General features: G+C 73.9%; 24 protein-coding genes and 1 pseudogene. 13 read left to right on the forward strand and 12 right to left on the reverse strand.

Features of this window, described 5'->3' with window-relative positions; translation table 11 throughout:
* Positions 1-41: 41 nt before the first annotated feature.
* Positions 42-773, reverse strand: a complete 732-nt coding sequence (locus ACGFZL_RS07695; protein WP_393690026.1) for a radical SAM protein — start codon at positions 771-773, stop codon at positions 42-44.
* A gap of 22 nt (positions 774-795) precedes the next feature.
* Positions 796-1,047: a hypothetical protein gene (locus tag ACGFZL_RS07700; RefSeq protein ID WP_393690027.1), complete on the reverse strand. Its 252-nt coding sequence runs from the start codon at positions 1,045-1,047 to the stop codon at positions 796-798.
* Positions 1,048-1,149: 102 nt separating this feature from the next.
* On the opposite strand from ACGFZL_RS07700, the gene ACGFZL_RS07705 reads away from it, so the two are divergent.
* Both ACGFZL_RS07705 and ACGFZL_RS07710 read left to right on the forward strand, forming a co-directional pair.
* Positions 1,150-1,989, forward strand: a complete 840-nt coding sequence (locus ACGFZL_RS07705; protein ID WP_393690028.1) for a Scr1 family TA system antitoxin-like transcriptional regulator — start codon at positions 1,150-1,152, stop codon at positions 1,987-1,989.
* Entirely contained in the window at positions 1,986-2,195 is a 210-nt protein-coding gene (locus ACGFZL_RS07710; protein WP_393690029.1) for a DUF397 domain-containing protein, read from the forward strand. Before ACGFZL_RS07705 ends, ACGFZL_RS07710 begins: the two co-directional genes overlap by 4 nt.
* A 75-nt stretch (positions 2,196-2,270) precedes the next feature.
* Here ACGFZL_RS07710 and ACGFZL_RS07715 read toward each other — a convergent pair.
* From ACGFZL_RS07715 to ACGFZL_RS07730, 4 genes and pseudogenes are all read right to left on the reverse strand, one after another.
* Positions 2,271-2,549: pseudogene (locus tag ACGFZL_RS07715) on the reverse strand (MFS transporter); the annotation flags it as partial.
* Between the two features lie 105 nt (positions 2,550-2,654).
* Positions 2,655-3,092 carry an ATP-binding protein gene (locus ACGFZL_RS07720; protein ID WP_393690030.1) on the reverse strand — a complete coding sequence of 146 codons (438 nt, stop codon included), beginning with the start codon at positions 3,090-3,092 and terminating at the stop codon, positions 2,655-2,657.
* 11 nt (positions 3,093-3,103) lie between these two features.
* Entirely contained in the window at positions 3,104-4,093 is a 990-nt protein-coding gene (locus tag ACGFZL_RS07725) for a hypothetical protein (RefSeq protein ID WP_393690031.1), read from the reverse strand.
* A gap of 40 nt (positions 4,094-4,133) precedes the next feature.
* On the reverse strand, positions 4,134-5,330 hold the full coding sequence (locus ACGFZL_RS07730; RefSeq protein ID WP_393690032.1) for a S1 family peptidase: 1,197 nt from the start codon (positions 5,328-5,330) through the stop codon (positions 4,134-4,136).
* A gap of 254 nt (positions 5,331-5,584) precedes the next feature.
* Here ACGFZL_RS07730 and ACGFZL_RS07735 point away from each other — a divergent pair, with 254 nt between their 5' ends.
* Both ACGFZL_RS07735 and ACGFZL_RS07740 read left to right on the forward strand, forming a co-directional pair.
* A complete protein-coding gene (locus ACGFZL_RS07735) occupies positions 5,585-5,962 on the forward strand; it encodes a hypothetical protein (protein ID WP_393690033.1) in 378 nt (125 codons plus the stop codon).
* A gap of 5 nt (positions 5,963-5,967) precedes the next feature.
* Positions 5,968-7,152, forward strand: coding sequence for a glutathionylspermidine synthase family protein (locus ACGFZL_RS07740; RefSeq protein WP_393690034.1), 1,185 nt, complete (start codon positions 5,968-5,970; stop codon positions 7,150-7,152).
* Here the strand turns inward: ACGFZL_RS07740 and ACGFZL_RS07745 are convergent.
* Entirely contained in the window at positions 7,149-7,583 is a 435-nt protein-coding gene (locus ACGFZL_RS07745) for a DUF6228 family protein (RefSeq protein WP_393690035.1), read from the reverse strand. The two genes, ACGFZL_RS07740 and ACGFZL_RS07745, sit on opposite strands and share 4 nt — an antisense overlap.
* A gap of 56 nt (positions 7,584-7,639) precedes the next feature.
* Positions 7,640-8,188 carry a hypothetical protein gene (locus ACGFZL_RS07750; protein WP_393690036.1) on the reverse strand — a complete coding sequence of 183 codons (549 nt, stop codon included), beginning with the start codon at positions 8,186-8,188 and terminating at the stop codon, positions 7,640-7,642.
* A 341-nt stretch (positions 8,189-8,529) separates the two neighbouring features.
* On the opposite strand from ACGFZL_RS07750, the gene ACGFZL_RS07755 reads away from it, so the two are divergent.
* Positions 8,530-9,978, forward strand: coding sequence for a glycine hydroxymethyltransferase (locus ACGFZL_RS07755; protein ID WP_393690037.1), 1,449 nt, complete (start codon positions 8,530-8,532; stop codon positions 9,976-9,978).
* Between the two features lie 19 nt (positions 9,979-9,997).
* Here ACGFZL_RS07755 and ACGFZL_RS07760 read toward each other — a convergent pair whose 3' ends face one another.
* On the reverse strand, positions 9,998-10,651 hold the full coding sequence (locus ACGFZL_RS07760) for a hypothetical protein (RefSeq protein WP_393690038.1): 654 nt from the start codon (positions 10,649-10,651) through the stop codon (positions 9,998-10,000).
* 97 nt (positions 10,652-10,748) lie between these two features.
* Between ACGFZL_RS07760 and trpS the strand changes: the two genes are divergently transcribed.
* The gene (gene trpS / locus ACGFZL_RS07765) at positions 10,749-11,768 is read left to right on the forward strand and encodes a tryptophan--tRNA ligase (protein ID WP_393690039.1); all 1,020 of its coding nucleotides are present in this window, start codon (positions 10,749-10,751) and stop codon (positions 11,766-11,768) included.
* Between the two features lie 108 nt (positions 11,769-11,876).
* Entirely contained in the window at positions 11,877-12,455 is a 579-nt protein-coding gene (locus ACGFZL_RS07770) for a 2'-5' RNA ligase family protein (protein ID WP_393690040.1), read from the forward strand.
* A 6-nt stretch (positions 12,456-12,461) separates the two neighbouring features.
* On the opposite strand, the gene ACGFZL_RS07775 is transcribed toward ACGFZL_RS07770, so the two are convergent.
* Both ACGFZL_RS07775 and ACGFZL_RS07780 read right to left on the reverse strand, forming a co-directional pair.
* Entirely contained in the window at positions 12,462-13,217 is a 756-nt protein-coding gene (locus ACGFZL_RS07775; protein WP_393690041.1) for a decaprenylphospho-beta-D-erythro-pentofuranosid-2-ulose 2-reductase, read from the reverse strand.
* Positions 13,218-13,238: 21 nt separating this feature from the next.
* Complete coding sequence (locus ACGFZL_RS07780; protein WP_393690042.1) at positions 13,239-14,591, reverse strand: FAD-binding protein; 1,353 nt, start codon at positions 14,589-14,591, stop codon at positions 13,239-13,241.
* 133 nt (positions 14,592-14,724) lie between these two features.
* On the opposite strand from ACGFZL_RS07780, the gene ACGFZL_RS07785 reads away from it, so the two are divergent.
* Genes ACGFZL_RS07785 through ACGFZL_RS07800 form a run of 4 tightly spaced genes read left to right on the forward strand, consistent with a single transcriptional unit; the run spans position 14,725 to position 17,579 of the window.
* A complete protein-coding gene (locus ACGFZL_RS07785) occupies positions 14,725-15,249 on the forward strand; it encodes a phosphatase PAP2 family protein (RefSeq protein ID WP_393690043.1) in 525 nt (174 codons plus the stop codon).
* A complete protein-coding gene (locus ACGFZL_RS07790; protein ID WP_393690044.1) occupies positions 15,242-16,195 on the forward strand; it encodes a decaprenyl-phosphate phosphoribosyltransferase in 954 nt (317 codons plus the stop codon). The genes ACGFZL_RS07785 and ACGFZL_RS07790 overlap by 8 nt, the downstream gene beginning before the upstream one ends.
* Positions 16,189-16,683: a GtrA family protein gene (locus ACGFZL_RS07795; RefSeq protein WP_393690045.1), complete on the forward strand. Its 495-nt coding sequence runs from the start codon at positions 16,189-16,191 to the stop codon at positions 16,681-16,683. The genes ACGFZL_RS07790 and ACGFZL_RS07795 overlap by 7 nt, the downstream gene beginning before the upstream one ends.
* Positions 16,671-17,579, forward strand: a complete 909-nt coding sequence (locus ACGFZL_RS07800) for a YihY/virulence factor BrkB family protein (protein ID WP_355167844.1) — start codon at positions 16,671-16,673, stop codon at positions 17,577-17,579. Before ACGFZL_RS07795 ends, ACGFZL_RS07800 begins: the two co-directional genes overlap by 13 nt.
* On the opposite strand, the gene ACGFZL_RS07805 is transcribed toward ACGFZL_RS07800, so the two are convergent.
* Entirely contained in the window at positions 17,527-18,798 is a 1,272-nt protein-coding gene (locus tag ACGFZL_RS07805) for a D-alanyl-D-alanine carboxypeptidase family protein (RefSeq protein WP_393690046.1), read from the reverse strand. The genes ACGFZL_RS07800 and ACGFZL_RS07805 overlap by 53 nt on opposite strands.
* 55 nt (positions 18,799-18,853) lie before the next feature.
* Here ACGFZL_RS07805 and ACGFZL_RS07810 point away from each other — a divergent pair, with 55 nt between their 5' ends.
* Together ACGFZL_RS07810 and ACGFZL_RS07815 are read left to right on the forward strand one after the other, a co-directional pair.
* Positions 18,854-19,093, forward strand: coding sequence for an SCO4848 family membrane protein (locus tag ACGFZL_RS07810; protein WP_393690047.1), 240 nt, complete (start codon positions 18,854-18,856; stop codon positions 19,091-19,093).
* 46 nt (positions 19,094-19,139) lie between these two features.
* Positions 19,140-20,381: a metallophosphoesterase gene (locus tag ACGFZL_RS07815; RefSeq protein ID WP_393690048.1), complete on the forward strand. Its 1,242-nt coding sequence runs from the start codon at positions 19,140-19,142 to the stop codon at positions 20,379-20,381.
* Positions 20,382-20,385 lie beyond the last annotated feature (4 nt).

Genomic DNA, 20,385 nt, shown 5'->3' on the forward strand with positions numbered 1-20,385 from the left:
CGAGGCCGCCCCTGCCCACTGCGGTGACACCGTCGCTCCTGTCAGTAGACGGGGACGCAGGCTTGCGCCCCCGCGGTACGGGGCGGCGGCTGGGCGGAGAGCAGGGCCCATGCCTTGCCGCCGAGGAGTGTCCCGAGGGGGGCGGTCCGGACGTCGCCCACCGGGACGTCGCGCTTCGGCGCGCACCCCGCCAGGTCGCCGTTCACGAGGACCATGGCACGTCCCCGGGCGCACCGGCCGCACCTCTCGTCCAGCGTCCTGATGTGCTCGACACCCAGGGACTCCAGCTCGGCGCGGGCCTCGGCGACCCGCTGGCCGGGCAGCGAGGCCACGATCGCGGCCCGCAGGGTCACGCCCCGCCCGACCGCCTCGCGGATGGCGCGGCGGGTGCGGACGTGGCTGCCCGGACGGCCGGTGATCCTGTCGTGCTCCTCGGGGTCGTCGCTGTGGTAGCGCGTCCCGAGGCTCATCCCGTCCCGGGTGAGCAGCTCCCACCACGGCTCGCGCACGGCGCAGAGGTCCGAGAGGATCTCGACCCCCATGCCGAGCGCGAGCGCCAGCTCGGCGATTTCACGCCAATCCGGATGGCCGGTCGGCTCACCACCGACGAGCCGCACGCGCGGGATGCCGAGGGCGGACGCGTCCGTGACGACCGCCAGCCAGTCGTCGCGCGTCATGTCCCCCGGCGAGCCGTCCGAGCCCGTGATCTCCAGCTCCAGCAACGTGATGCCGGCGAACGGGGCGGCGGTGGGGCACGCCGAGAGCAGTGTCATGGTGCGCCTCCGTGTGAAGCCCTCACAGCAACTCCCCGCGGCTGCGGGCGTTCGCGCGGGCGGTCTCCGCGCGCAGGCGTTCCGCCTGGCCGGGCGGGCGGAGCGTGGCCGGGTCGGCCTCCCATTCGGTGCCCCCGGTGACGGGCCGTATCGACCAGTACGGACCGGAGACACCGCGGAACTCGCCGACCCGGTCGCCGCGTTCGGGGTCCACCAGGAGCGTGCCGATGCTGGGCGGCTCCTGGGGGGTCGGGCGAGACGTCTTTTCGGACACCGCCGCTCCTCTCCGTAGTCATTCCGCTACCGGGAGGCTCAGCGTGGCCTAGAGTCGACAAGCGTTCAACGTGCGAGGTACGGCAGGAAAGTTGGTGCCGGGATGGTGAATCGCAAGGAACTGGACCCCGACGGTGGCCCGGCGGCCGCGTTCGGCGTGCGAATCCGCAGAATGCGCGAAGCGCGTGGCTGGCGGCAGGAGGACCTGGCCGAGCGGACGGGATATGCCAGTACGCATATCTCGGCGGTCGAAACTGCTCGTAAGGTGGCAACCCTTCGTTTCGCACGCAGCCTTGACGTCGCGTTCGGGCTGGACGGCAGCGCTGACACTTTCGAACGCGCGTGCCGCGAGATCAAGCACGGCTCGCTGCTGGAGGGCTTCCCGCAGTACGTGGGCCACGAGGGCCGGGCGGTGGAGATCCGGCTGTACGAGATCGGCATCGTGCCCGGACTGCTCCAGACGCCGGAGTACGCCCGCTGCCTGGCGGACAGCGCGGTACGGCGAGGCGCGATCACCCCGGAGCAGGCGGCCGACCGAGTCTCGTTCCTCGCGGAGCGGCAGAACGCGCTGGTACGGCCTCGGCCGCCGATGATGCTGGTGGTGATGGACGAGAGCTGTGTGCGCAGGCGGGTCGGCGGTCCCGACCTCATGGGCGCGCAGCTCGACCAGCTCTTGAAGTTCGCCGCGTTACCGAACACCGTGCTTCAGATTGCCCCGTTCGAGATGGGTGAACGGCGCTCGGCCGACTTGCCGTTGTACCTGCTCACCATGTCCGACATGGCTGTGATCGCGTACGCCGAGTCACAGATCCGGGGGCATCTGGAGCGGGACTCGATGCCTGTGCTCAACCTGCTGACGGCCTACCATCAGTTGCAGGCCGAGGCCCTCTCGCAAGCGGCGTCGGTGGCCATGATCGAAGAGGTACGAAAGGGCATCTCGTGACGACCGAGTCTCCGCAATGGTTCACGTCCTCCTACAGCAACAACGGCGGCGCATGCGTCGAGGTCGCCACGAACCTCGCCGCCCCGCAGGGCATCGTGCCCGTCCGGGACTCCAAGGTCCGGGTCAGCCCGGAACTGCGCGTGCCCGCCGCCGCGTTCGCCTCGTTCCTCACCGGTGTCAAGGGTGACGGGTTCCGGGGCGTCTAGAGCATCACGTGCGGCAGGGAGCGGGCGGGCGCGTCCGTGAGCGATCCGGGGGCTGCTCAGTGGTCCCGCTCCCCGCCGGGAGGGGTAGGCGGCCGTCAGCCGGTGCTGGTTGCTCACCTGCACGGCCTGGACGGCGAAGTCGAGGGCGACGATGCCCGCGCCGAGGGCGATGCCGGTGATCCGGGTCGTCCACCCCGCGTCCGCCCAGCGGCCCGCCCGCGCCGCGCCCAGGGCGCCGGCCAGTCCGGCGACGCCGAACAGGCCGATCTGCGTCTCGCTCAGCTCCCACGGCGGGTCCGCCAGCGGCAGGGACAGGCCGCTCCACAACGTGCCGAACGACGCGAACAAGAAGAACGGTGTCGACCGGCACGGCACCCCGGTCCCGACCCTCATGCCCGCCGCCGACGGCACCCCGGTCGACGCCGACACCACCCACGTCCAGAGTGTCCGGTAGCGGGATCAGGCCAGGCGGCTCGCGAGCCTGCCGAGCAGTTCGGCGCCCTCCGGGGTGAGGTGCCAGCGGGGCTCGGGCGGTGGGAGGGCCGCCCAGCAGCGCTTGCCCGGGGCGGCGGGTTCCGCGCCGTGCCGGACGCTGTGCGCGGCGATGAGGGAGAGGCCGCGGCCGGTCTCGTCGCCTGGGGTGTCGGGGTCGCGGGGCAGGTTCCCGTCCGCGTCCCAGACCTCCACCACCAGCAGGTCGTCCGAGGTCGTCGCGACCCCGGCCGCCAGCGGCCCCCCGCCGTGCCGCAGCGCGTTGCTGAGCAGCTCCCCGGCCACCAGGTGCAGCGCGTCCTCGTCCAGGGGCACGCCCCAGGCGCGGGCGGTCGCGGCGATCCGGTGCCGGGCGGCGCGCACCGCGCGCGGGGTCGCCTCGACGGGGAAGCGGGCGTGGGGCATGAGGTGTCTCCCTAGGGGCGCGGGGCCGTCCAGGCGATGCCGTGCACGCCGGCGCCGCACTTGGCGGGCAGGATGTGGACGCTGTGCGAGGCGTCCGGGGTGAGCGGCTGACGATGGGCGCGGGGGGCCTCGCTGTGCTCACGGAAGTAGCCGTAGGCGGCCGAGGGCACGTGCCGCGGGTGGAAGTAGACGTGCAGGAGGTACTGGCGGACGCTGAGCGGCAGGGTGCGCTCGTGGTGCTGGGAGGGCTTCCAGCGGGGGCCCACCTCGAGGGCGTACTCGATGATCGCCGTCTCGCCGCGGGCCAGCGTCCGGCCGAAGCCGATCTCGAAGACCACCGCGCCGAGTTCCTGGCGGAAGCGGAGCGCGTCGAGGCGGCCGCAGGCGACGGTGACCTGCACGGAGGGCGTGTCGGTGTCGTCCAGCTGGTGATGCGCGGTCAGCGACCGCACGCCGTCCCGCGTGGCGCGCACGACGTTGCTGACGGTGTAGCGCGCGATGCACCCGTACTCGTCCAGGCGCACCGTCTCGTGCACGGAGAGGGAGACGAGGTGCTCGTTGAAGCGGTACGCGTCCGCGCCGAGGGCCGCCGCGAGGGGCGAGCCGGGTGGGTGGACGTGGGACAAGGCCGTGGACATCGCGCCGTCCCGGACCAGCGCCCTGCCCCGCGGGCGCCGGTGGCCGAGGAGGCTCTGCAGGGCGCCGGGGCCGGTGCCGAGGATGGCCTCCACCTCGGCCACCGCCCGTAGCGACTGCGGCCGTTCGGGCCGGCTCCGGCCGCGCTGCCAGTGGCTCAGCGTCACGGGGCTGATGGAGATGCCGCGCACCGCGAGGTGGTGGTGCAGGCGCTGCAGGGTGAGGCCGCTGGCCCGCAGCGCCCGGCGGAGGGCCTCGTCGAAGGTGGTGCCGGAGGAGGTCGGGTCGGAGGAGGCGGGGCCGTTGGAGGTGGTGTCGTGCGGCGGGGCGTCCGCCGCCGGCAGCGGCTGCTCGTGCTGGTCCATCTGCGCTCCCGGCGGCGGTCGTCGGCCTGGGCCCGGTCGATCAGGCGGTGTTGAGCGACAGGCCGTAGTAGTTCAGCTCGTCGTCCAGCGGCTGGAAGTACGACGTGCCCTGCCCGTACACCCCGTTGCACCGGTTGCTGTTGGCGGCGCCCGAGGTCACGCCCTGGCCCTGGTCGCCGGAGATCCACGGGCCGCCGCTGTCGCCGCCCAGGACGCACGTCGAGCTGAGGGCGAGGTTGGTGACCAGGGTGTCCGGCTGGCCCGGGTCGCTGTACGTCACCGAGTAGTTGTAGGACTTGATCGCGCCGCAGGTCCAGTGCGAGGTCGCGCCCGACTTGCAGACGTCCGAGCCGACCGCGGCCCGCCGGCTGCCGCGCACGGCCACGTCGGCGCCGTTGTTCCAGGTGCCGACCTTGGTCGCGATGGTCGTGCCGGAGTCGACCGAGGCGAGGCCCATGTCGATGCTGTTGCGGCCGTGCTGGAAGCGGGTCTTGGTGCCCTTGGCGAAGTGCGCGCCGGAGTAGTAGAGGTCGGGCAGGTTCTCCACGCAGTGCCCGGCGGTGACCAGGACCTGGCGTCCGGCGGAGTCGTGGGCGCCGAAGCCGACGGAGCAGTAGTGGTTGCCGTAGTCCATGCGGCTGCCGGGGTAGACGGTCGCGGCGGTGGTCACCGACTCGCCCCGCGCGTCGCGCACGGCGACGGCGGAGCCGTAGGAGGCGGCCTCGGCGAGGAAGGCCCGGTCGGCGGCGGACGCGTCGGACGCGCCGCCGCGTACGTCCACGACGACCTGGCCGGTCGCGGGCTCGACGCCCCAGCCGGCTATGCCGGTCGGCACGGACCGCGCGGCCGTCCGGTCCAGCGCGGCCTTGACGCGGTCCAGGGTGGCGGGGCTGTGCCGGGATATCCGGGCCCGCAGCCCGGCGGCCTCGACGCGGTCTGCGGTGGCCGCGTCGCCGACGGCGACGGTGAGCCGGCCCGCGGTGTCGAAGAAGGCGGACCGGGCGTCGACGCCCGGCGCGCGCAGGCCCGCCAGGGTCTTCTGCTGGGCGGCCTGCGAGTCGAGCCGGCGGACGGCGGCGGCGTCGCTGATGCCGAGCGAGTCGGCCAGGGCGTGCACCATCTGCGGCTGGTAGTCGCCCGGGTTCGTGGGGGCACCCTGGGCGGGGGCGACGGCGCCCGCGAGGACGAGAGCCGCCGTGGCGGCGCCGGACGCCAGGATCGTGCGTGGACGAAGCACCTTGTCTCCGTTTCCGAGTGGCCGCATGGCGCGGCCCGGTGGGGGGTGGGTTCGCGGCGGTGGGCGCGGGCCGACCAGTGGGGTGTCGGCCCGCGTCGGCCGCAGGAGAACTCTGGAGGCGTGGGTGCGTGCTCAACAAGCCTGGTGAGAGCAGGGATTATTAACAGAATTGCGGCTAACTGTTTAAGCCCGCGCTCGGTACACTCGGCCAGTCGGTCGCTCGTACTGCCGAACGGACAACGGGGGGACAGGACATGGCGGAGACCCGGCGGAGGCTGCGGTCGAGCACCGTGGTGCTCGGCGGCATGGGGGTGCTGGCGGCGGCGCTCAGCGCGTGCGGCTCGGACCCCGACCGGCGCTGCGTGGACCGCGACAGCTACGACGTCGCCAAGGGCTACAAGGTGGTGTCCGAGAGCAACTGCAAGCCCTCGCCGGGCGGTTCAGGCGCCGGGAAGAGCGCTTTGACGACGGGCGGCGCCCCGCGCGCCGCCCGCGCCGACTGGTACTACGACGGCGACGAGCGCTCCGGCTGGGCCGACTCCGGCACCTTCAGCCGCAACGAGGCCGTCGACCGCGGCGGCCTCGGCTGCTCGGGCGACGACGACGATGACGACGGCAGCGGCGGCGGCTGACCGCCGTGGAACGCCGCACCATCGAGCCCCGCCCCGACTGGCAGCGCACCGTCGAGGACCAGGGCCTCATCTACCCGCTCACCCGCTACCCCGACGACTCCCTGCGCCCCTACTGGGACGAGAGCGCCTACTACGTCTTCTCCCTGGAAGAGGTCGAGGCCCTGGAGGAGGTCGTCGAGGAGCTGCACGGCATGTGCCTCGCGGCGGCGGGGCACATCGTGGCCACCGGCCGCCTCGCCGACCTCGGCATCACCGACCCCCGGGTCGCCGCGGCGGTCACCGAGGCGTGGCACCGGCGCGCCGAACTGCCCTCCGTCTACGGCCGCTTCGACCTGCGCTACGACGGCACGGGCCCGGCCAAGATGCTTGAGTACAACGCCGACACCCCGACCTCGCTGGTCGAGGCGGCGTCCCCGCAGTGGTTCTGGATGGAGGAGCGCTTCCCCGGCGCCGACCAGTGGAACTCCCTGCACGAGCGCCTGATCGACGCCTGGAAGCGCCAGGCCGACCTGCTCCCGCCCGGCGGCCCGCTGTACTTCGCGCACTCCGTGGCCGACAAGCTCGGCGAGGACCTGATGACGGTCGCCTACCTCAAGGAGACGGCCGAGCAGGCGGGCCTGGAGACCGACTGGATCTCGGTGGAGGAGATCGGCTGGGACCCGCTCTCCGGGCGCTTCGTGGACAACAAGCTGAAGTTCATCCGCAGCTGCTTCAAGCTCTACCCGTGGGAGTGGATCACCGAGGACCGCTTCGCCGGCCACGTCTTCGACACCCTCGACAACGGCGGCGGCACCGGCTCCACCCTCTGGATCGAGCCCGCCTGGAAGATGCTGCTCAGCAACAAGGCCCTCCTCGCCGTCCTCTGGGAGCTGTACCCCGGCCACCCGAACCTGCTCCCGGCCTACTTGGACGGCCCCCGCGACCTGGCCCGCACCACCGGCTGGGTCGCCAAGCCCCTCCTCGGCCGCGAGGGCGCGGGCGTGACGATCCACGAACCCGGCACAGACCCGACCCCCCGCGACGAGCCCTGCTGCTACCAGGAGCTGGCCCCGCTCCCCGCGTTCGACGGCAACCACGTCGTCCTCGGCACCTGGGTCGTGGAGGACGAGGCGGCGGGCCTCGGCATCCGCGAGTCGTCCGGCCTGATCACGGACGAGTACGCCCGCTTCCTGCCGCACGTGATCCTCTAGGCACCGGCGAGGAAGGCGCGGACCTCGGCGGCGAGGGTACGCATGCCCTCGCCCGCCTCGTGGGCCGTGACGACCTCGAAGTGCCACTGGTCGGAGCCGGGCCTGTCGTGGATGCCCCAGGTCAACTCGACGCAGCCACCGGAGCGGTGCTCTGCGGAGAGGGTCAGGTCGTAGGAGAGGGAGCCCCAGGTGCGTGCGCCCTCCCAGCCCCGGAAGTCCTCGGCGAGGGCGGTGAGGAAGACGTCCAGGGCGTCACCGTCCCAGGTCTCCACCGAGGTCTCGACGCTTCCCCACGGCCCGGCGGCCCTGATGAGGAAGTCCAGGGTCGGGTCCTCCGGGTAGGGCCGGTGCGGCTCCGCCAGAAGCAGGGTGGGAGCCGTGGGGGCGCCCACCCGGACGGCGAGGCGGCCCGAGTCGTCATAGTCGATCACCCGGAGAGCCTACGAGAACGCGCCGTCCTCGACGCCGGCGAGGAACGGGTCAGGACTCATGTGACGGTGCGGGGCGTCAGCCGGGTCCGCAGTACCGCGAACGCCGTGCACGTGACCGGCAGGGTGAGGGCCGACGTGGCCAGGGCGCCGGCGGCGATGGGGGCGAGGATGTCGGCGTAGTACGCGGCGAAGAAGTTGCCCGTGGCGTCCTCCAAGAGGCCCCGGACGAGCGGACGCAGCGGCAGGGCGAGTTGCACCGTCAGCCGGAGCGCGGCGGCGGTCAGCGCGGCCAGCGGGAGCGCGAGGGCGAGGACGCGGGCGCCGCCGGGGCGCGTCCACGTCAGCCGCCACGAGCGGCGCAGGGCCGCGACGGGGCCGAGTCCGCCGGCCGCGGCGGCCGGGGCGAGGGTGAGCGAGAGGCGCAGCAGTACGGCGACCGCCAGGGCGACCGCCGGGGACGCCGCGACCAGCTCGTAGGACCAGGAGCCGCGCTCCAGCGGCAGCGGGGTGTCGAGCTGGTCGCCGACGTAGTGCTCCGGGACGGCCAGGGTGAGCAGGGGGAGCGGCCACACGGCCAGGCCGCGCAGGGCGTACACGGCGAGCACCGGCCGGCCGCCAGGTACCTCGCCTCGGCGGCGTACATGCCGGTGAGGACCGTCATCGGGTCCGGTGCTGCGGAGGGCTTCGTCATACCGCCGGCCTGGCCGCCGGGTCCGCACCCCGCTGGCGGCGATCGGACGTCGGCCTCGCCCGCATGCCGGACGGCGGGCCCGCCCGGCACCGCCCGCCCGGTAGGCTGGCCGCGGGCCGTGACTGGCGCGCTGGGATGGGATCGACCATCGGGGAGCGGTCCCCGGGACCCTGATCGCGAGGGGCCGGTACGAGTACGAGAGCCGTGCGCCTGGGCCACACCGTCAACGCCGAACCACGACGTCCGGAGGTCCCCTTGCCCGCCGAGCCCCTCTCCACCGCTTCCACCGCCTACCGCGCCGCCCTCGACGTGATCCGCGCCGTCGAGCCGCGGGTCGCCGACGCCATCGGGCAGGAGGTCGCGGACCAGCGCGAGATGCTCAAGCTGATCGCGTCCGAGAACTACGCCTCCCCGGCCACGCTGCTCGCGATGGGCAACTGGTTCAGCGACAAGTACGCCGAGGGCACCATCGGCCGCCGCTTCTACGCCGGCTGCCGCAACGTCGACACCGTCGAGGCCCTCGCCGCCGAGCACGCCCGCGAACTGTTCGGCGCCCGGCACGCCTACGTCCAGCCGCACTCCGGCATCGACGCCAACCTCGTCGCCTTCTGGGCGGTGCTCGGCGCCCGCGTGGAGGTGCCGTTCCTGGAGCAGGCCGGTGCCCGCCAGGTCAACGACCTCACCGACGCCGACTGGGCCGAGCTGCGCCAGGCGTTCGGCAACCAGCGCATGCTCGGGATGTCGCTCGACGCCGGCGGCCACCTCACACACGGCTTCCGGCCCAACATCTCCGGCAAGATGTTCGACCAGCGCTCCTACGGCACCGACCCGGCCACCGGCCTCATCGACTACGACGCCCTGCGCGCCTCCGCCCGCGAGTTCCAGCCGCTGATCATCGTCGCCGGGTACTCCGCGTACCCGCGCCTGGTGAACTTCCGGATCATGCGGGAGATCGCCGACGAGGTGGGCGCCACGCTCATGGTCGACATGGCGCACTTCGCCGGGCTCGTCGCCGGCAAGGTGCTCACCGGCGACTTCGACCCGGTGCCGCACGCCCAGATCGTCACCACCACCACGCACAAGTCGCTGCGCGGCCCGCGCGGCGGCATGGTGCTGTGCGACGACAGTCTCAAGGAGCAGGTCGACCGGGGCTGCCCGATGGTCCTCGGCGGCCCGCTCCCGCACGTCATGGCCGCCAAGGCCGTCGCCCTCGCCGAGGCCCGGCAGCCGTCCTTCCAGGACTACGCCCAGCGCGTCGTGGACAACTCCCGCGCCCTCGCCGAGGGCCTCACCCGGCGCGGCGCCACCCTGGTGACCGGCGGCTCCGACAACCACCTCAACCTGATCGACGTCGCCGGCTCCTACGGCCTCACCGGCCGCCAGGCCGAGGCCGCGCTGCTCGACTCCGGCATCGTCACCAACCGCAACGCCATCCCGGCCGACCCGAACGGCGCCTGGTACACCTCCGGCATCCGCATCGGCACCCCCGCCCTGACCACCCGGGGCCTCGGCACCGCCGAGATGGACGAGGTGGCCGGCCTCATCGACCGCGTGCTGACCACCACCGAGCCCGGCACCACCGCCAAGGGCGCCCCGTCCAAGGCCCAGCACGTCCTGGACGCCAAGGTCGCCGACGAGGTCGCCCAGCGCGCCACCGACCTGGTCGCCGGCTTCCCGCTGTACCCGGAGATCGACCTCGGCTGAGCCCCCGCGGGGCCGCGTCTCACAGGTCGATCAGCTCGTGACGCGGCTCCCCGCGCGGCGGCCCGGCATCCCGGCGGGCCGCCGCGCGGCGCGCCAGCAGCGTCCCGCCGACCCCGGCGACCAGTCCGGCGGCGGCCCACCGGAACGCGTTCCGCAGGCCGTCGTCCCCGGCGGGCGGCTCCGGCCGCTCACCCAGGACGCCGGACGCCTCGGCACGGTCGTAGGCCGTCCGGGACGCCCGGTGCCAGCGGATGTCGTCGTCCGCCGTCTCCGGCGCCGGATCGGTGCGCACCCACGGCGTGCCGTCCCCGGCGACCACCAGCTGGTCCTGCCGCAGCATCGCCACGTCCCCGCCCGGGGCGCGGCTGGTCTGCGGCCAGCCGCCGACCCCCGTCTGGCCCCACAGCACGGTGAGCCGCGCCGGGGGAGGGCCGCCGTCCGGGTCCGTCCAGGCCGGCGGCACCGGCTCCGTGCCCGCGTACGACGGATCGAGCAGGTCCCGCAGCCGGTCGAAGTCCGGCTCACCGGCGTGCCAGGACGCGGTGCGCCCGGTGCCGGGGTACACCACCACCGCCACGTCCGGCTCCTCGGCCGGCGCCGCCCCGGCCCCCGACACGCCACCCGCCGTCAGCAGCACCACCGTCACCGCCACCCCGCACGCCAGCCGCCGCACCCCGCCCCCTCCCGGCACCGACCCCGTGCCCGGCAACGTACCGGCCCCCGCCCGCCCCGGACCCGTGCCCGACCGCCCCCCGGCGCCTGAGAGAATGATGAGCATGGCCTCTGACCGACCCCGCGTGCTCTCCGGCATCCAGCCCACCGCCGGCTCGTTCCACCTCGGCAACTACCTCGGCGCCGTGCGCCAGTGGGTGGCCCTCCAGGAGACGCACGACGCGTTCTACATGGTCGTCGACCTGCACGCGATCACCATGCCGCAGGACCCGAAGGAGCTGCGCGCCAACACCCGGCTCGCCGCCGCGCAGCTGCTGGCCGCCGGGCTCGACCCCGAGCGGTGCACGCTGTTCGTGCAGAGCCACGTCCCCGAGCACGCCCAGCTCGCCTGGGTGATGAACTGCCTCACCGGCTTCGGCGAGGCGTCGAGGATGACGCAGTTCAAGGACAAGGCCGCCAGGCAGGGCGCCGACCGGGCCTCCGTCGGCCTGTTCACCTACCCCGTGCTCCAGGTCGCCGACATCCTGCTCTACCAGGCCGACGAGGTGCCCGTCGGCGAGGACCAGCGCCAGCACATCGAGCTGACCCGCGACCTCGCCGAGCGCTTCAACGGCCGCTTCGGCGAGACCTTCACCCAGCCCGCGCCGTACATCCTCAAGGAGACGTCGAAGATCTACGACCTCCAGGACCCGGCGATCAAGATGAGCAAGTCGGCCTCCACGCCCAAGGGGCTCATCAACCTCCTGGACGAGCCGAAGGCCACCGCCAAGAAGGTCAAGAGCGCGGTCACCGACACCGACACCGTGATCCGCTTCGACCGCGAGGCCAAGCCCGGCGTCAGCAACCTGCTCTCCATCTACTCCGTCCTCACCGGCGCGAGCGTCGCGGAGCTGGAGCTGAAGTACGAGGGCAAGGGCTACGGCGCACTCAAGACCGACCTCGCCGAGGTCGTGGTCGAGTTCGTGACCCCCTTCCGGGACCGCACCCAGCAGTACCTCGACGACCCCGAGACGCTGGACGCGCTGCTGGCCAAGGGCGCCGAGAAGGCCCGCGCGGTCGCCGCCGAGACCCTCGCCACGGCGTACGACCGGGTGGGCTTCCTGCCCGCCAAGCACTGAGGACCGCGGCGCGGTAGCGCCGCACATCACTACGGCTGCGCCTGCCCGGGGCGCCGCCGTGGCCGTACAGTCGATATCCGGTGTCCGACAAAAACGACAGGAGACGACGTGGGGACCGTAACGATCGGTGTCTCGATCGCGGTCCCGGAGCCTCACGGCAGCCGGCTTCAGCAGCTGCGCGCGGGCTTCGGCGACGCCGCGGCGCACGGCATCCCCACGCACGTCACCCTGCTGCCGCCCACCGAGGCCGACGCGGCCCGGCTGCCCGCCGTCGAGGCGCACCTCGCCAAGGTCGCCGCGGCCGGCCGGCCCTTCCCGATGCGGCTGGCCGGCACCGGCACCTTCCGCCCGCTCTCCCCGGTCGTCTTCCTCCGCGTGGTCGAGGGCGGCACGGCCTGCAACTGGCTCCAGGAGCGGGTCCGCGACGCCTCCGGGCCGATCCGCCGCGAACTCCAGTTCCCGTACCACCCGCACGTCACCGTCGCCCACGGCATCGAGGAGGCGGCCATGGACCGCGCCTTCGCCGAGCTGGCCGACTACGAGGCGCAGTGGCCCTGCACCGGCTTCGCGCTGTACGAGCAGGGCGCCGACGGGGTGTGGCGCAAGCTGCGCGAGTTCCCCTTCGGTGGCGCCGTGGTGCCCCCGCAGACCGACCGCCTGGGCCGGGGCTCCCTGCCCATCCGCTGAGCGGTCCTAGACGGGCAGCCGCCGGAAGAGCCCGCGCGGCAGGTGCCGTACCGCCGCCATCACCACCCGCAGCGCCCCCGGCACCCACACCGTCTCCGAGCGCCGCCGCAGCCCCAGCTCGATGGCCGTGGCCACCGCCTCCGGCGTCGTCGCGAGCGGCGCCTCTTCCATGCCCTCGGTCATCTTCGTCCGCACGAACCCGGGGCGTACGACCATGACGTGCACGCCGGTGCCGTGCAGCGCGTCGCCGAGGCCCTGCGCGAAGGCGTCGAGCCCGGCCTTGCTGGAGCCGTAGATGAAGTTGGCGCGCCGGGCCCGCTCGCCGGCGACGGAGGAGAGCACCACCAGGGAGCCGTGGCCCTGCGCCTGGAGCGCGCGGGCGCTGAGCAGGCCGGCCGAGACGGCGCCGGTGTAGTTGGTCTGCGCGACCCGCACCGCGTCCAGCGGCTCGCGCTCGTCGTGCGCCTGGTCGCCCAGGACGCCGAAGGCGAGCAGCACCAGGTCGACGTCGCCCTCGGCGAAGACCTTGCCGAGCGCCTCCTCGTGGGAGGCCGGGTCCAGGGCGTCGAAGGCGACCGTGCGCACCTCGGCGCCGAGGCCGCCCAGCTCCTCGGCGGCCCGGTCGAGGGCGGGGGAGGGGCGGCCGGCCAGCCAGACCGTGCGGGTGCGGCGGGCCACCAGGCGGCGCGCGGCTGCCAGCGCGATCTCGGACGTGCCGCCGAGGACGAGGAGGGACTGGGGGATGCCGAAGGCGTCCTTCACGACAGCTCCAAACAGGATTCGCTAGAGGGCGAGGCGGCGGGACAGGTCCGAGGTGAACACCCCGCGCGGGTCGAGCTCCGCGCGCAGCGCGCGGAAGTCGTCCAGGCGCGGGTACATCCGGGCCAGCAGCTCGGGCCGCAGCCGGGAGTCCTTGGCGAGGTAGACCCGGCCCCCGGCCGCGGCGACCTCCGCGTCCAACTCGTCCAGGAAGCCGCCGAGGCCGGGCAGGCCGGCCGGGACGTCCAGGGCGAGGGTCCAGCCGGGCACCGGGAAGGAGAGCCAGCCCGGGTCGGCCTCGCCGAAGCGCTTGAGGACGGCCAGGAAGGACGGGCAGCGGTGCGCGGAGATCCGGCCCACGATCCGGCGCAGCGCCTCCTCCTGGCCGTGGCCGACCACGAACTGGTACTGCACGAAGCCGCCCCGCCCGTAGACCCGGTTCCAGTGCGGGACGCCGTCCAGGGGGTGGAAGAAGGTGGAGATCCGCTGGAGCTGGCCGGTCCGGGGGGCGCGCGGGGCCTTGCGGTACCAGAGTTCGTTGAAGAGGCCGACCGTGGTGCGGCTGAGCAGGCCCGAGGGGATGACGTCGGGCGCGGCCGGCAGCCGCGAGGTGCGGAAGGCCAGCGGGTCGCGCCGGGCGCGGGCGTCCAGCGCGTCCAGCGGGGCGTGGTCGCCGCGGGTGAGGACGGCCCGCCCGGTGGCCGCGCCGCGCGCCAGGAGGTCGATCCAGGCGACGGAGTAGCGGTAGCGGTGGTCGGTGGCGGTCAGCCGGGCCATCAGGTCGTCCAGGTCGGCCGCCCGCTCGGTGTCCACCGACATCAGCGCGGACTCCACCGGCTGGAGGCGCACCGTCGCGGTGAGGATGACGCCGGTCAGGCCCATGCCCCCGGTGGTCGCGTCGAACAGCGGCGTGCCCTGCCGCACGGAGCGCACCTCACCGTCGGCGGTGAGCATCTCGAAGGCGAGCACGTGCCGGGCGAAGGACCCGGAGACGTGGTGGTTCTTGCCGTGGATGTCGGCGCCGATCGCCCCGCCGACGGTGACATACCGCGTCCCGGGCGTCACCGGCACGAACCAGCCGAGCGGCAGCAGCACCTCCATCAGGCGGTGCAGCGAGATCCCGGCGTCGCAGAGCACCGTGCCGTCGTCGGCGTCGATGACATGGATGCGGTCCAGGCCGGTCATGTCGAGTACGGCACCGCCCGCGTTCTGCGCCGCGTCCCCGTACGCCCGCCCCAGGCCCCGGGGGATCCCGCCGCGCGCCCCGCAGTCGCGGACGGCGTCGGCGGCCTCCTGGTAGGTGCGGGGGCGGATCACGCGGGCCACGGTGGGCGCGGTGCGGCCCCAGCCGGTGACGGGAACGGTCTCGGCAGACATGGCGGTGACCGTATCGCCCCTCTGCTGGCGATCCGTTCTGAAACCTCCCAGCTCTCCCCGAAATGGGTGATTAATGGGATGTCGCTCAATATTGCCGGACCTGTCGGGGCACGGGCCGGAACAGTGGCTGACCATGGACGACCTCCACGACACGCACCACCGGGGCCTGGACCACCGGATCGTCACGGTGCTCAGAGCCCGCGGCAGCGACCCCCGGGTGGCCGGTGCCGCGCGCGCCCTGTCCTGGGCGGGGGAGCACGGCGCCCTGTGGCTCGCGGCGGGCCTCGCCGGGGCCGCCCTCGACGGCCCGCGCCGCTCGGCCTGGCTGCGCGGCACCGCGCTCACCGCGGGCGCGCACCTGGTCAGCATGGGGGTGAAGCGGGTGGTGCGCCGCCCGCGCCCCGCCCATGTGGTGCCCCTGGTGCGCACCGCGGGGCGGCACTCCTTCCCCAGCTCGCACGCCGCCTCGGCCACGGCCGCCGCCGTCGCCTTCTCCGCCCTCGGCGTCACCGCCGCCGCGCCGCTGGCCGCCGCGGTCTGCGTGTCCCGCCTGGTCGTGGGAGTCCACTACCCCTCCGACGTGGCGGCGGGGGCCGCCCTCGGCGCGCTCACCGCGCGGCTCGGCGCCCGCTGGATGCGGGGAGGCGGCCGTGGCTGACACGACCGTCCTGCGCCAGCGCGCCCCCGAGCACCCGCCGAGCACCGACCCGCCCGGTCGCCCCGGCGGCCTCGCCAGGGGCCTGCTCAAGACGGCCCGCCCCCGGCAGTGGGTCAAGAACGTCCTGGTCGTCGCCGCCCCGGCCGCCGCCGGCGAGCTGTTCTCCGGCGCCGCCTGGGGCCGGCTCGCCCTGGTCTTCGCCCTCTTCACCGCCGCCGCCTCCGCCGTCTACCTGGTCAACGACGCCCGCGACGCCGACGCCGACCGCGCCCACCCGGTCAAGCGGCACCGCCCCGTCGCCGCCGGGCAGGTGCCGGTGCCGGTCGCCTACGCCGTCGGCGGCGCCCTCGGCGTGCTCGCGCCGGCCACCGCCGCCTGGCTCTGCCCGCCGGCGGTGGCCTGGCTCCTGGCGGCCTACCTGGTGATGCAGCTGGCGTACTGCGTCAGCCTCAAGCACGTCCTGGTCGTCGACCTCGCCGTGGTCACCACCGGCTTCCTGATGCGGGCGATGATCGGCGGGCTCGCGCTCGGCATCCCGCTCTCCCGCTGGTTCCTGATCACCACCGGCTTCGGCGCCCTGTTCATGGTCTCCGCCAAGCGCTACTCCGAGGCCGTGCAGATGGCCGGCGCGGCGGGCGCCACGCGGGCGCTGCTCACCGAGTACACCACCGGCTACCTCCGCTTCGTCTGGCAGCTCGCGGCCGGCGTCGCCGTGCTCGGCTACTGCCTGTGGGCCATGGAGGAGGGTGGCGTCCCGCACGCCAGCGTGCTGCCCTGGCGCCAGCTGTCCATGGTCGCCTTCATCCTCGCCGTCCTGCGCTACGCCGTCTTCGCCGACCGGGGCACCGCGGGCGAGCCCGAGGACGTCGTCCTGCGCGACCGCGCGCTGGCCCTGATCGGCGTGGTGTGGCTGGCCATGTACGCGGCGGCGGTGGCGAATTGGTAGCCGACACCCTCCCGGGCCCCCCGCCGGTTCTTCGGGACCGCCGGCGCGAACTGCTCGGCTTCGCCACCGCGGGCCTCCTCGCCTACGCCGCCGACCTCGCCCTCTTCACCTGGCTGCGCGGCCCCGCGGGACTCGACCCGCTCACCGCGAAGGCGCTGTCCTTCGCGGCCGGCTGCACGGTCGCCTACGCCGGCAACGCCCGCTTCACCTACCGCGCCGCCCGCCCCCGGGGCCTGCGCCCCTACGCCGTGTTCGTCGCGGTCAACCTGGCCGGCGCCGCCGTCCAGCTGCTCTGCCTGGCGGTCAGCCACTACGGCCTCGGCCACACCTCGCAGCGGGCGGACACCGTCGCGGGCGCCGGAATCGGCATGGCCCTTGCCACGCTCCTGCGTTTCTGGGGCACAAGGACCTTTGTCTTCCGCGCCGACGGCGGCGCGGGATCATGGACCGGGACATCCGGGGGCAGGGTCGGATCATGGACTGGCTGAAGAAGCTCCCGGTCGTCGGACCGTGGGTGACGCGACTGATGGCCACGCACGCGTGGCGCTCCTACGAACGCCTGGACCGGGTGAAGTGGTCCCGGCTGGCCGCCGCGATGACCTTCACCAGCTTCCTGGCGCTGTTCCCGCTGCTCAGCCTGGGCGCGGCCGTCGCCGCCGCCACGCTGAGCAAGAAGCAGCAGGGCCAGGTCCAGGACAAGATCGCCGAGCAGATCCCCGGCATCTCCGACCAGCTGAACATCCAGAGCCTGGTCGACAACGCCGGCACCGTCGGCCTGATCTCCGGCGCCCTGCTGCTGTTCACCGGCATCGGCTGGGTGGACGCCACCCGGGGCTGCCTGCGGGCCGTCTGGGAGATCCCGGACGAGGAGGAGAACCCGGTGATGCACCGGGTCAAGGACGGCGGCGTCCTCTTCGGCCTCGGCGGCGCCCTGCTGGTCACCGTGGCCATCTCCACCGTCGCCTCGGCGCTGGTCGGCTGGATCATCGAGCAGCTGCGCATCCCCGAGGGCGGCGTCGGCGGCGTCCTGCTCTACATCGTGGCCTTCCTGGTCGCCGTCCTCGCCGACTTCCTGCTCCTGCTGTACGTCCTCACCCTGCTGCCCGGCGTCCACCCCTCCCGGCACCGCCTGATGGTGGCCGCGCTGATCGGCGCCGTCGGCTTCGAACTCCTCAAGCTGCTGCTCAGCGGCTACATCCAGGGCGTGGCCGGGAAGAGCATGTACGGCGCCTTCGGCGTCCCCGTCGCCCTGCTGCTGTGGATCAACTTCACCTCGAAGCTGGTGCTGTTCTGCGCCGCCTGGACGGCGACCGGCAGCAAGGCCGAGGAACTCAAGGACGAGTACGGCGACGGACCAGATCCGGCAGCGGCCACCGCCGATTGACCAGGAACGCGGCGCCCGCGAGCAGCACGAGCACGCCGCCGGCGATGGCCAGCGCGGTCCCGGCGCCACCGCCGCCCCCGCCCCCGGTGGTCTGGGCGCCGGCCACCGGCCGGGCCTTGTCGGGGCCCGAGGTCGGGCCGACGGTCGGCGCGGCGCTGCTTCCGGCGGCCCCGCGCGGCGGCACCAGCTGCCCCACCGGACGGGCCTTGCCGGCCGCCTGGAAGCCCCAGTCGAAGAGGCGGGCGGTCTCCTTGTAGACCTCGTCGTGCTCCTGCTTCGCCGGGTTCATCACGGTGACGAGGAGCACCCGGCCGCCGCGCTCGGCGACGCCGGTGAAGGTGGCGCCCGCGTTGGTGGTGTTGCCGTTCTTCACGCCGGCGATGCCCGGGTAGACATTCAGGCCGGCGTCGCCGGACAGCAGCCGGTTGGTGTTCTGGATCTCGAAGGGCTCGCGGGAGACCTTGCCCTTCTTGTCCTTCGTCGTCTCGCCCGGGAACTTCGCGCGGACCGTGGCGGCGTACTCCCGGAAGTCCTTCTTCTGCAGGCCCGAGCGGGCGAACAGGGTCAGGTCGTAGGCGGAGGAGAGCTGGTGCGGGGCGTCGTAGCCGTCCGGGGTGACCACGGTGGTGTCCTCGGCCTGCAACTCCTTGGCGTGGGCGTTCATCTCCGCCACCGTCGCGGTGACGCCGCCGTTCATCGCGGACAGCACGTGCACCGCGTCGTTGCCGGACCGCAGGAAGACGCCGAGCCACAGGTCGTGGACGGTGTACGTCTCCTTCTCCTTGACGCCGACCAGGCTGGACCCCGCGCCGATGCCGGCCAGGTCGGAGACGGCGACCTTGTGCCGGGTGGACGCCGGCCACTTGGGCAGCAGGGTGTCGGCGAACAGCATCTTCAGGGTGCTGGCCGGGGCCAGCCGCCAGTGCGCGTTGTGCGCGGCCAGTACCTCGCCGGACTCGGCGTCGGCCACGATCCAGGACCGCGCGGAGAGGTCCTTCGGCAGCACCGGGGCGCCGCCCGCGAGGTCCACCTGGGTGCCGGGCGTCCCGAGCCGGTCGCCGCCGACCTTCGACATCGCGGCCGGGGGCTTCGGCGTCGGGCTCGGCTTCGCGGGCGCGGCGTGCGCGGCCGGGGCGGTCAGCGCCAGGGGCGCGGCGGCGGTCAGGAGGGCGGCGGCGACCAGCGGCGCGCGGCGGCGGATCTTCAGGCTTGCGGGCACGACCGAGACCGTACCCCGGGGGAGGGAGCGGATCGGACCGGGCGATACTGGGCCCATGAAGCTCAGCCGCCCCGTCTCCTGGTTCCTGCTCGCCTTCGGGGTCTGGAGCTGGGTCATCTGGATCACTTTCGTCAAGAACCTGGTCAAGGACGGCAGCGGGCTGGCCTTCGAGGACGGCGACCCGACGGCGTACTTCTGGGTGCATCTGACGCTCGCCGTCGTCTCTTTCCTCCTTGGGACGGTTGTAGGTGGCATCGGGTTGCGCGGCGTGCGGGCACTGCGCCGAACGTCATAGAACGTCAGCCGAACGTCGTAGCACGTCATAGGGGGCCGGTTCCGGCATGGTGATCGTCTTCGCGCTCGCGGCGCTGGCCGCGCCGGCCGTGCTGGTCGCGGGAAACTGGTACATCTGGCGCCGCCTGTTCCGCGACACGACCAGCGCGCCGGGGCCGGCCCGGCGGATCGGCGCGGGGGTGATCGCCGGGGGCTGGCTGCTGGCCGTCGGCGCCCTGGTCGCGGAGCGCGCGGGCGCCCCCTTCTGGCTCCAGCGCGTCCTCGCCTGGCCCGGCTTCCTGTGGCTGGCCCTCTCGATCTACCTGCTGCTCGGGGTGCTGGCGGGCGAGGTCGTACGGCCACTGCTGCGGCGGGTGCTGGAGCGCCGGGCGGCGGCGCGGGAGGCGGTGCCCGCGGAGGAGCCCCTGACGGTGCCGTCCGCCGCGCCGCCCGAGGACGACGCCCCGAGCACCACCCTGGCCGTCCCCTCGCGGCGGCTCTTCGTCTCCCGGGTCGTCGCCGGGGGCGTGGGTGTCGTCGCCGCCGGGACGGTCGGGTACGGGACGTACGGGGTGCTGCGGGGGCCGCGGGTCAAGCGGGTCACCGTGCCGCTGGCCAGGCTGCCGCGGGCCGCGCACGGGTTCCGGATCGCCGTGGTCAGCGACATCCACCTCGGCCCGGTGCTCGGGCGGGGGTTCGCGCAGCGGGTGGTCGACACCGTCAACGGCACGCAGCCCGACCTCATCGCGGTCGTCGGCGACCTGGTCGACGGCAGCGTGAAGGACCTCGGCCCGGCGGCGGCGCCGCTCGCCCAGCTCAGGGCGCGGCACGGGGCGTACTTCGTCACCGGCAACCACGAGTACTTCTCCGGCGCCGAGCAGTGGGTCGCCGAGGTGCGCCGGCTCGGCCTGCTGCCGCTGGAGAACGCCCGCACCGAGCTGCCGTACTTCGACCTGGCCGGCGTCAACGACGTGGCCGGCGAGGACGAGGGCCACGGCCCCGACTTCGCCCGCGCCCTCGGCGACCGCGACCGCTCCCGCGCCGTCGTGCTCATGGCCCACCAGCCGATCCAGATCCACGACGCCGTCGACCACGGCGTCGACCTCCAGCTCTCCGGCCACACCCACGGCGGCCAGCTCTGGCCCGGCAGCCTCGTCGCCGAGGCCGCCAACCCGACGGTGGCGGGCCTGGAGCGGTACGGCGACACCCAGCTCTACGTCAGCCGGGGCGCCGGCGCCTGGGGCCCGCCGACGCGGGTCGGGGCGCCCTCGGACGTCACGGTGATCGAGCTGGCGTCCCGGCAGGCGTGAGGGG

The organism is Streptomyces sp. NPDC048182 (genome assembly GCF_043202555.1).
GTDB lineage: Bacteria > Actinomycetota > Actinomycetes > Streptomycetales > Streptomycetaceae > Streptomyces.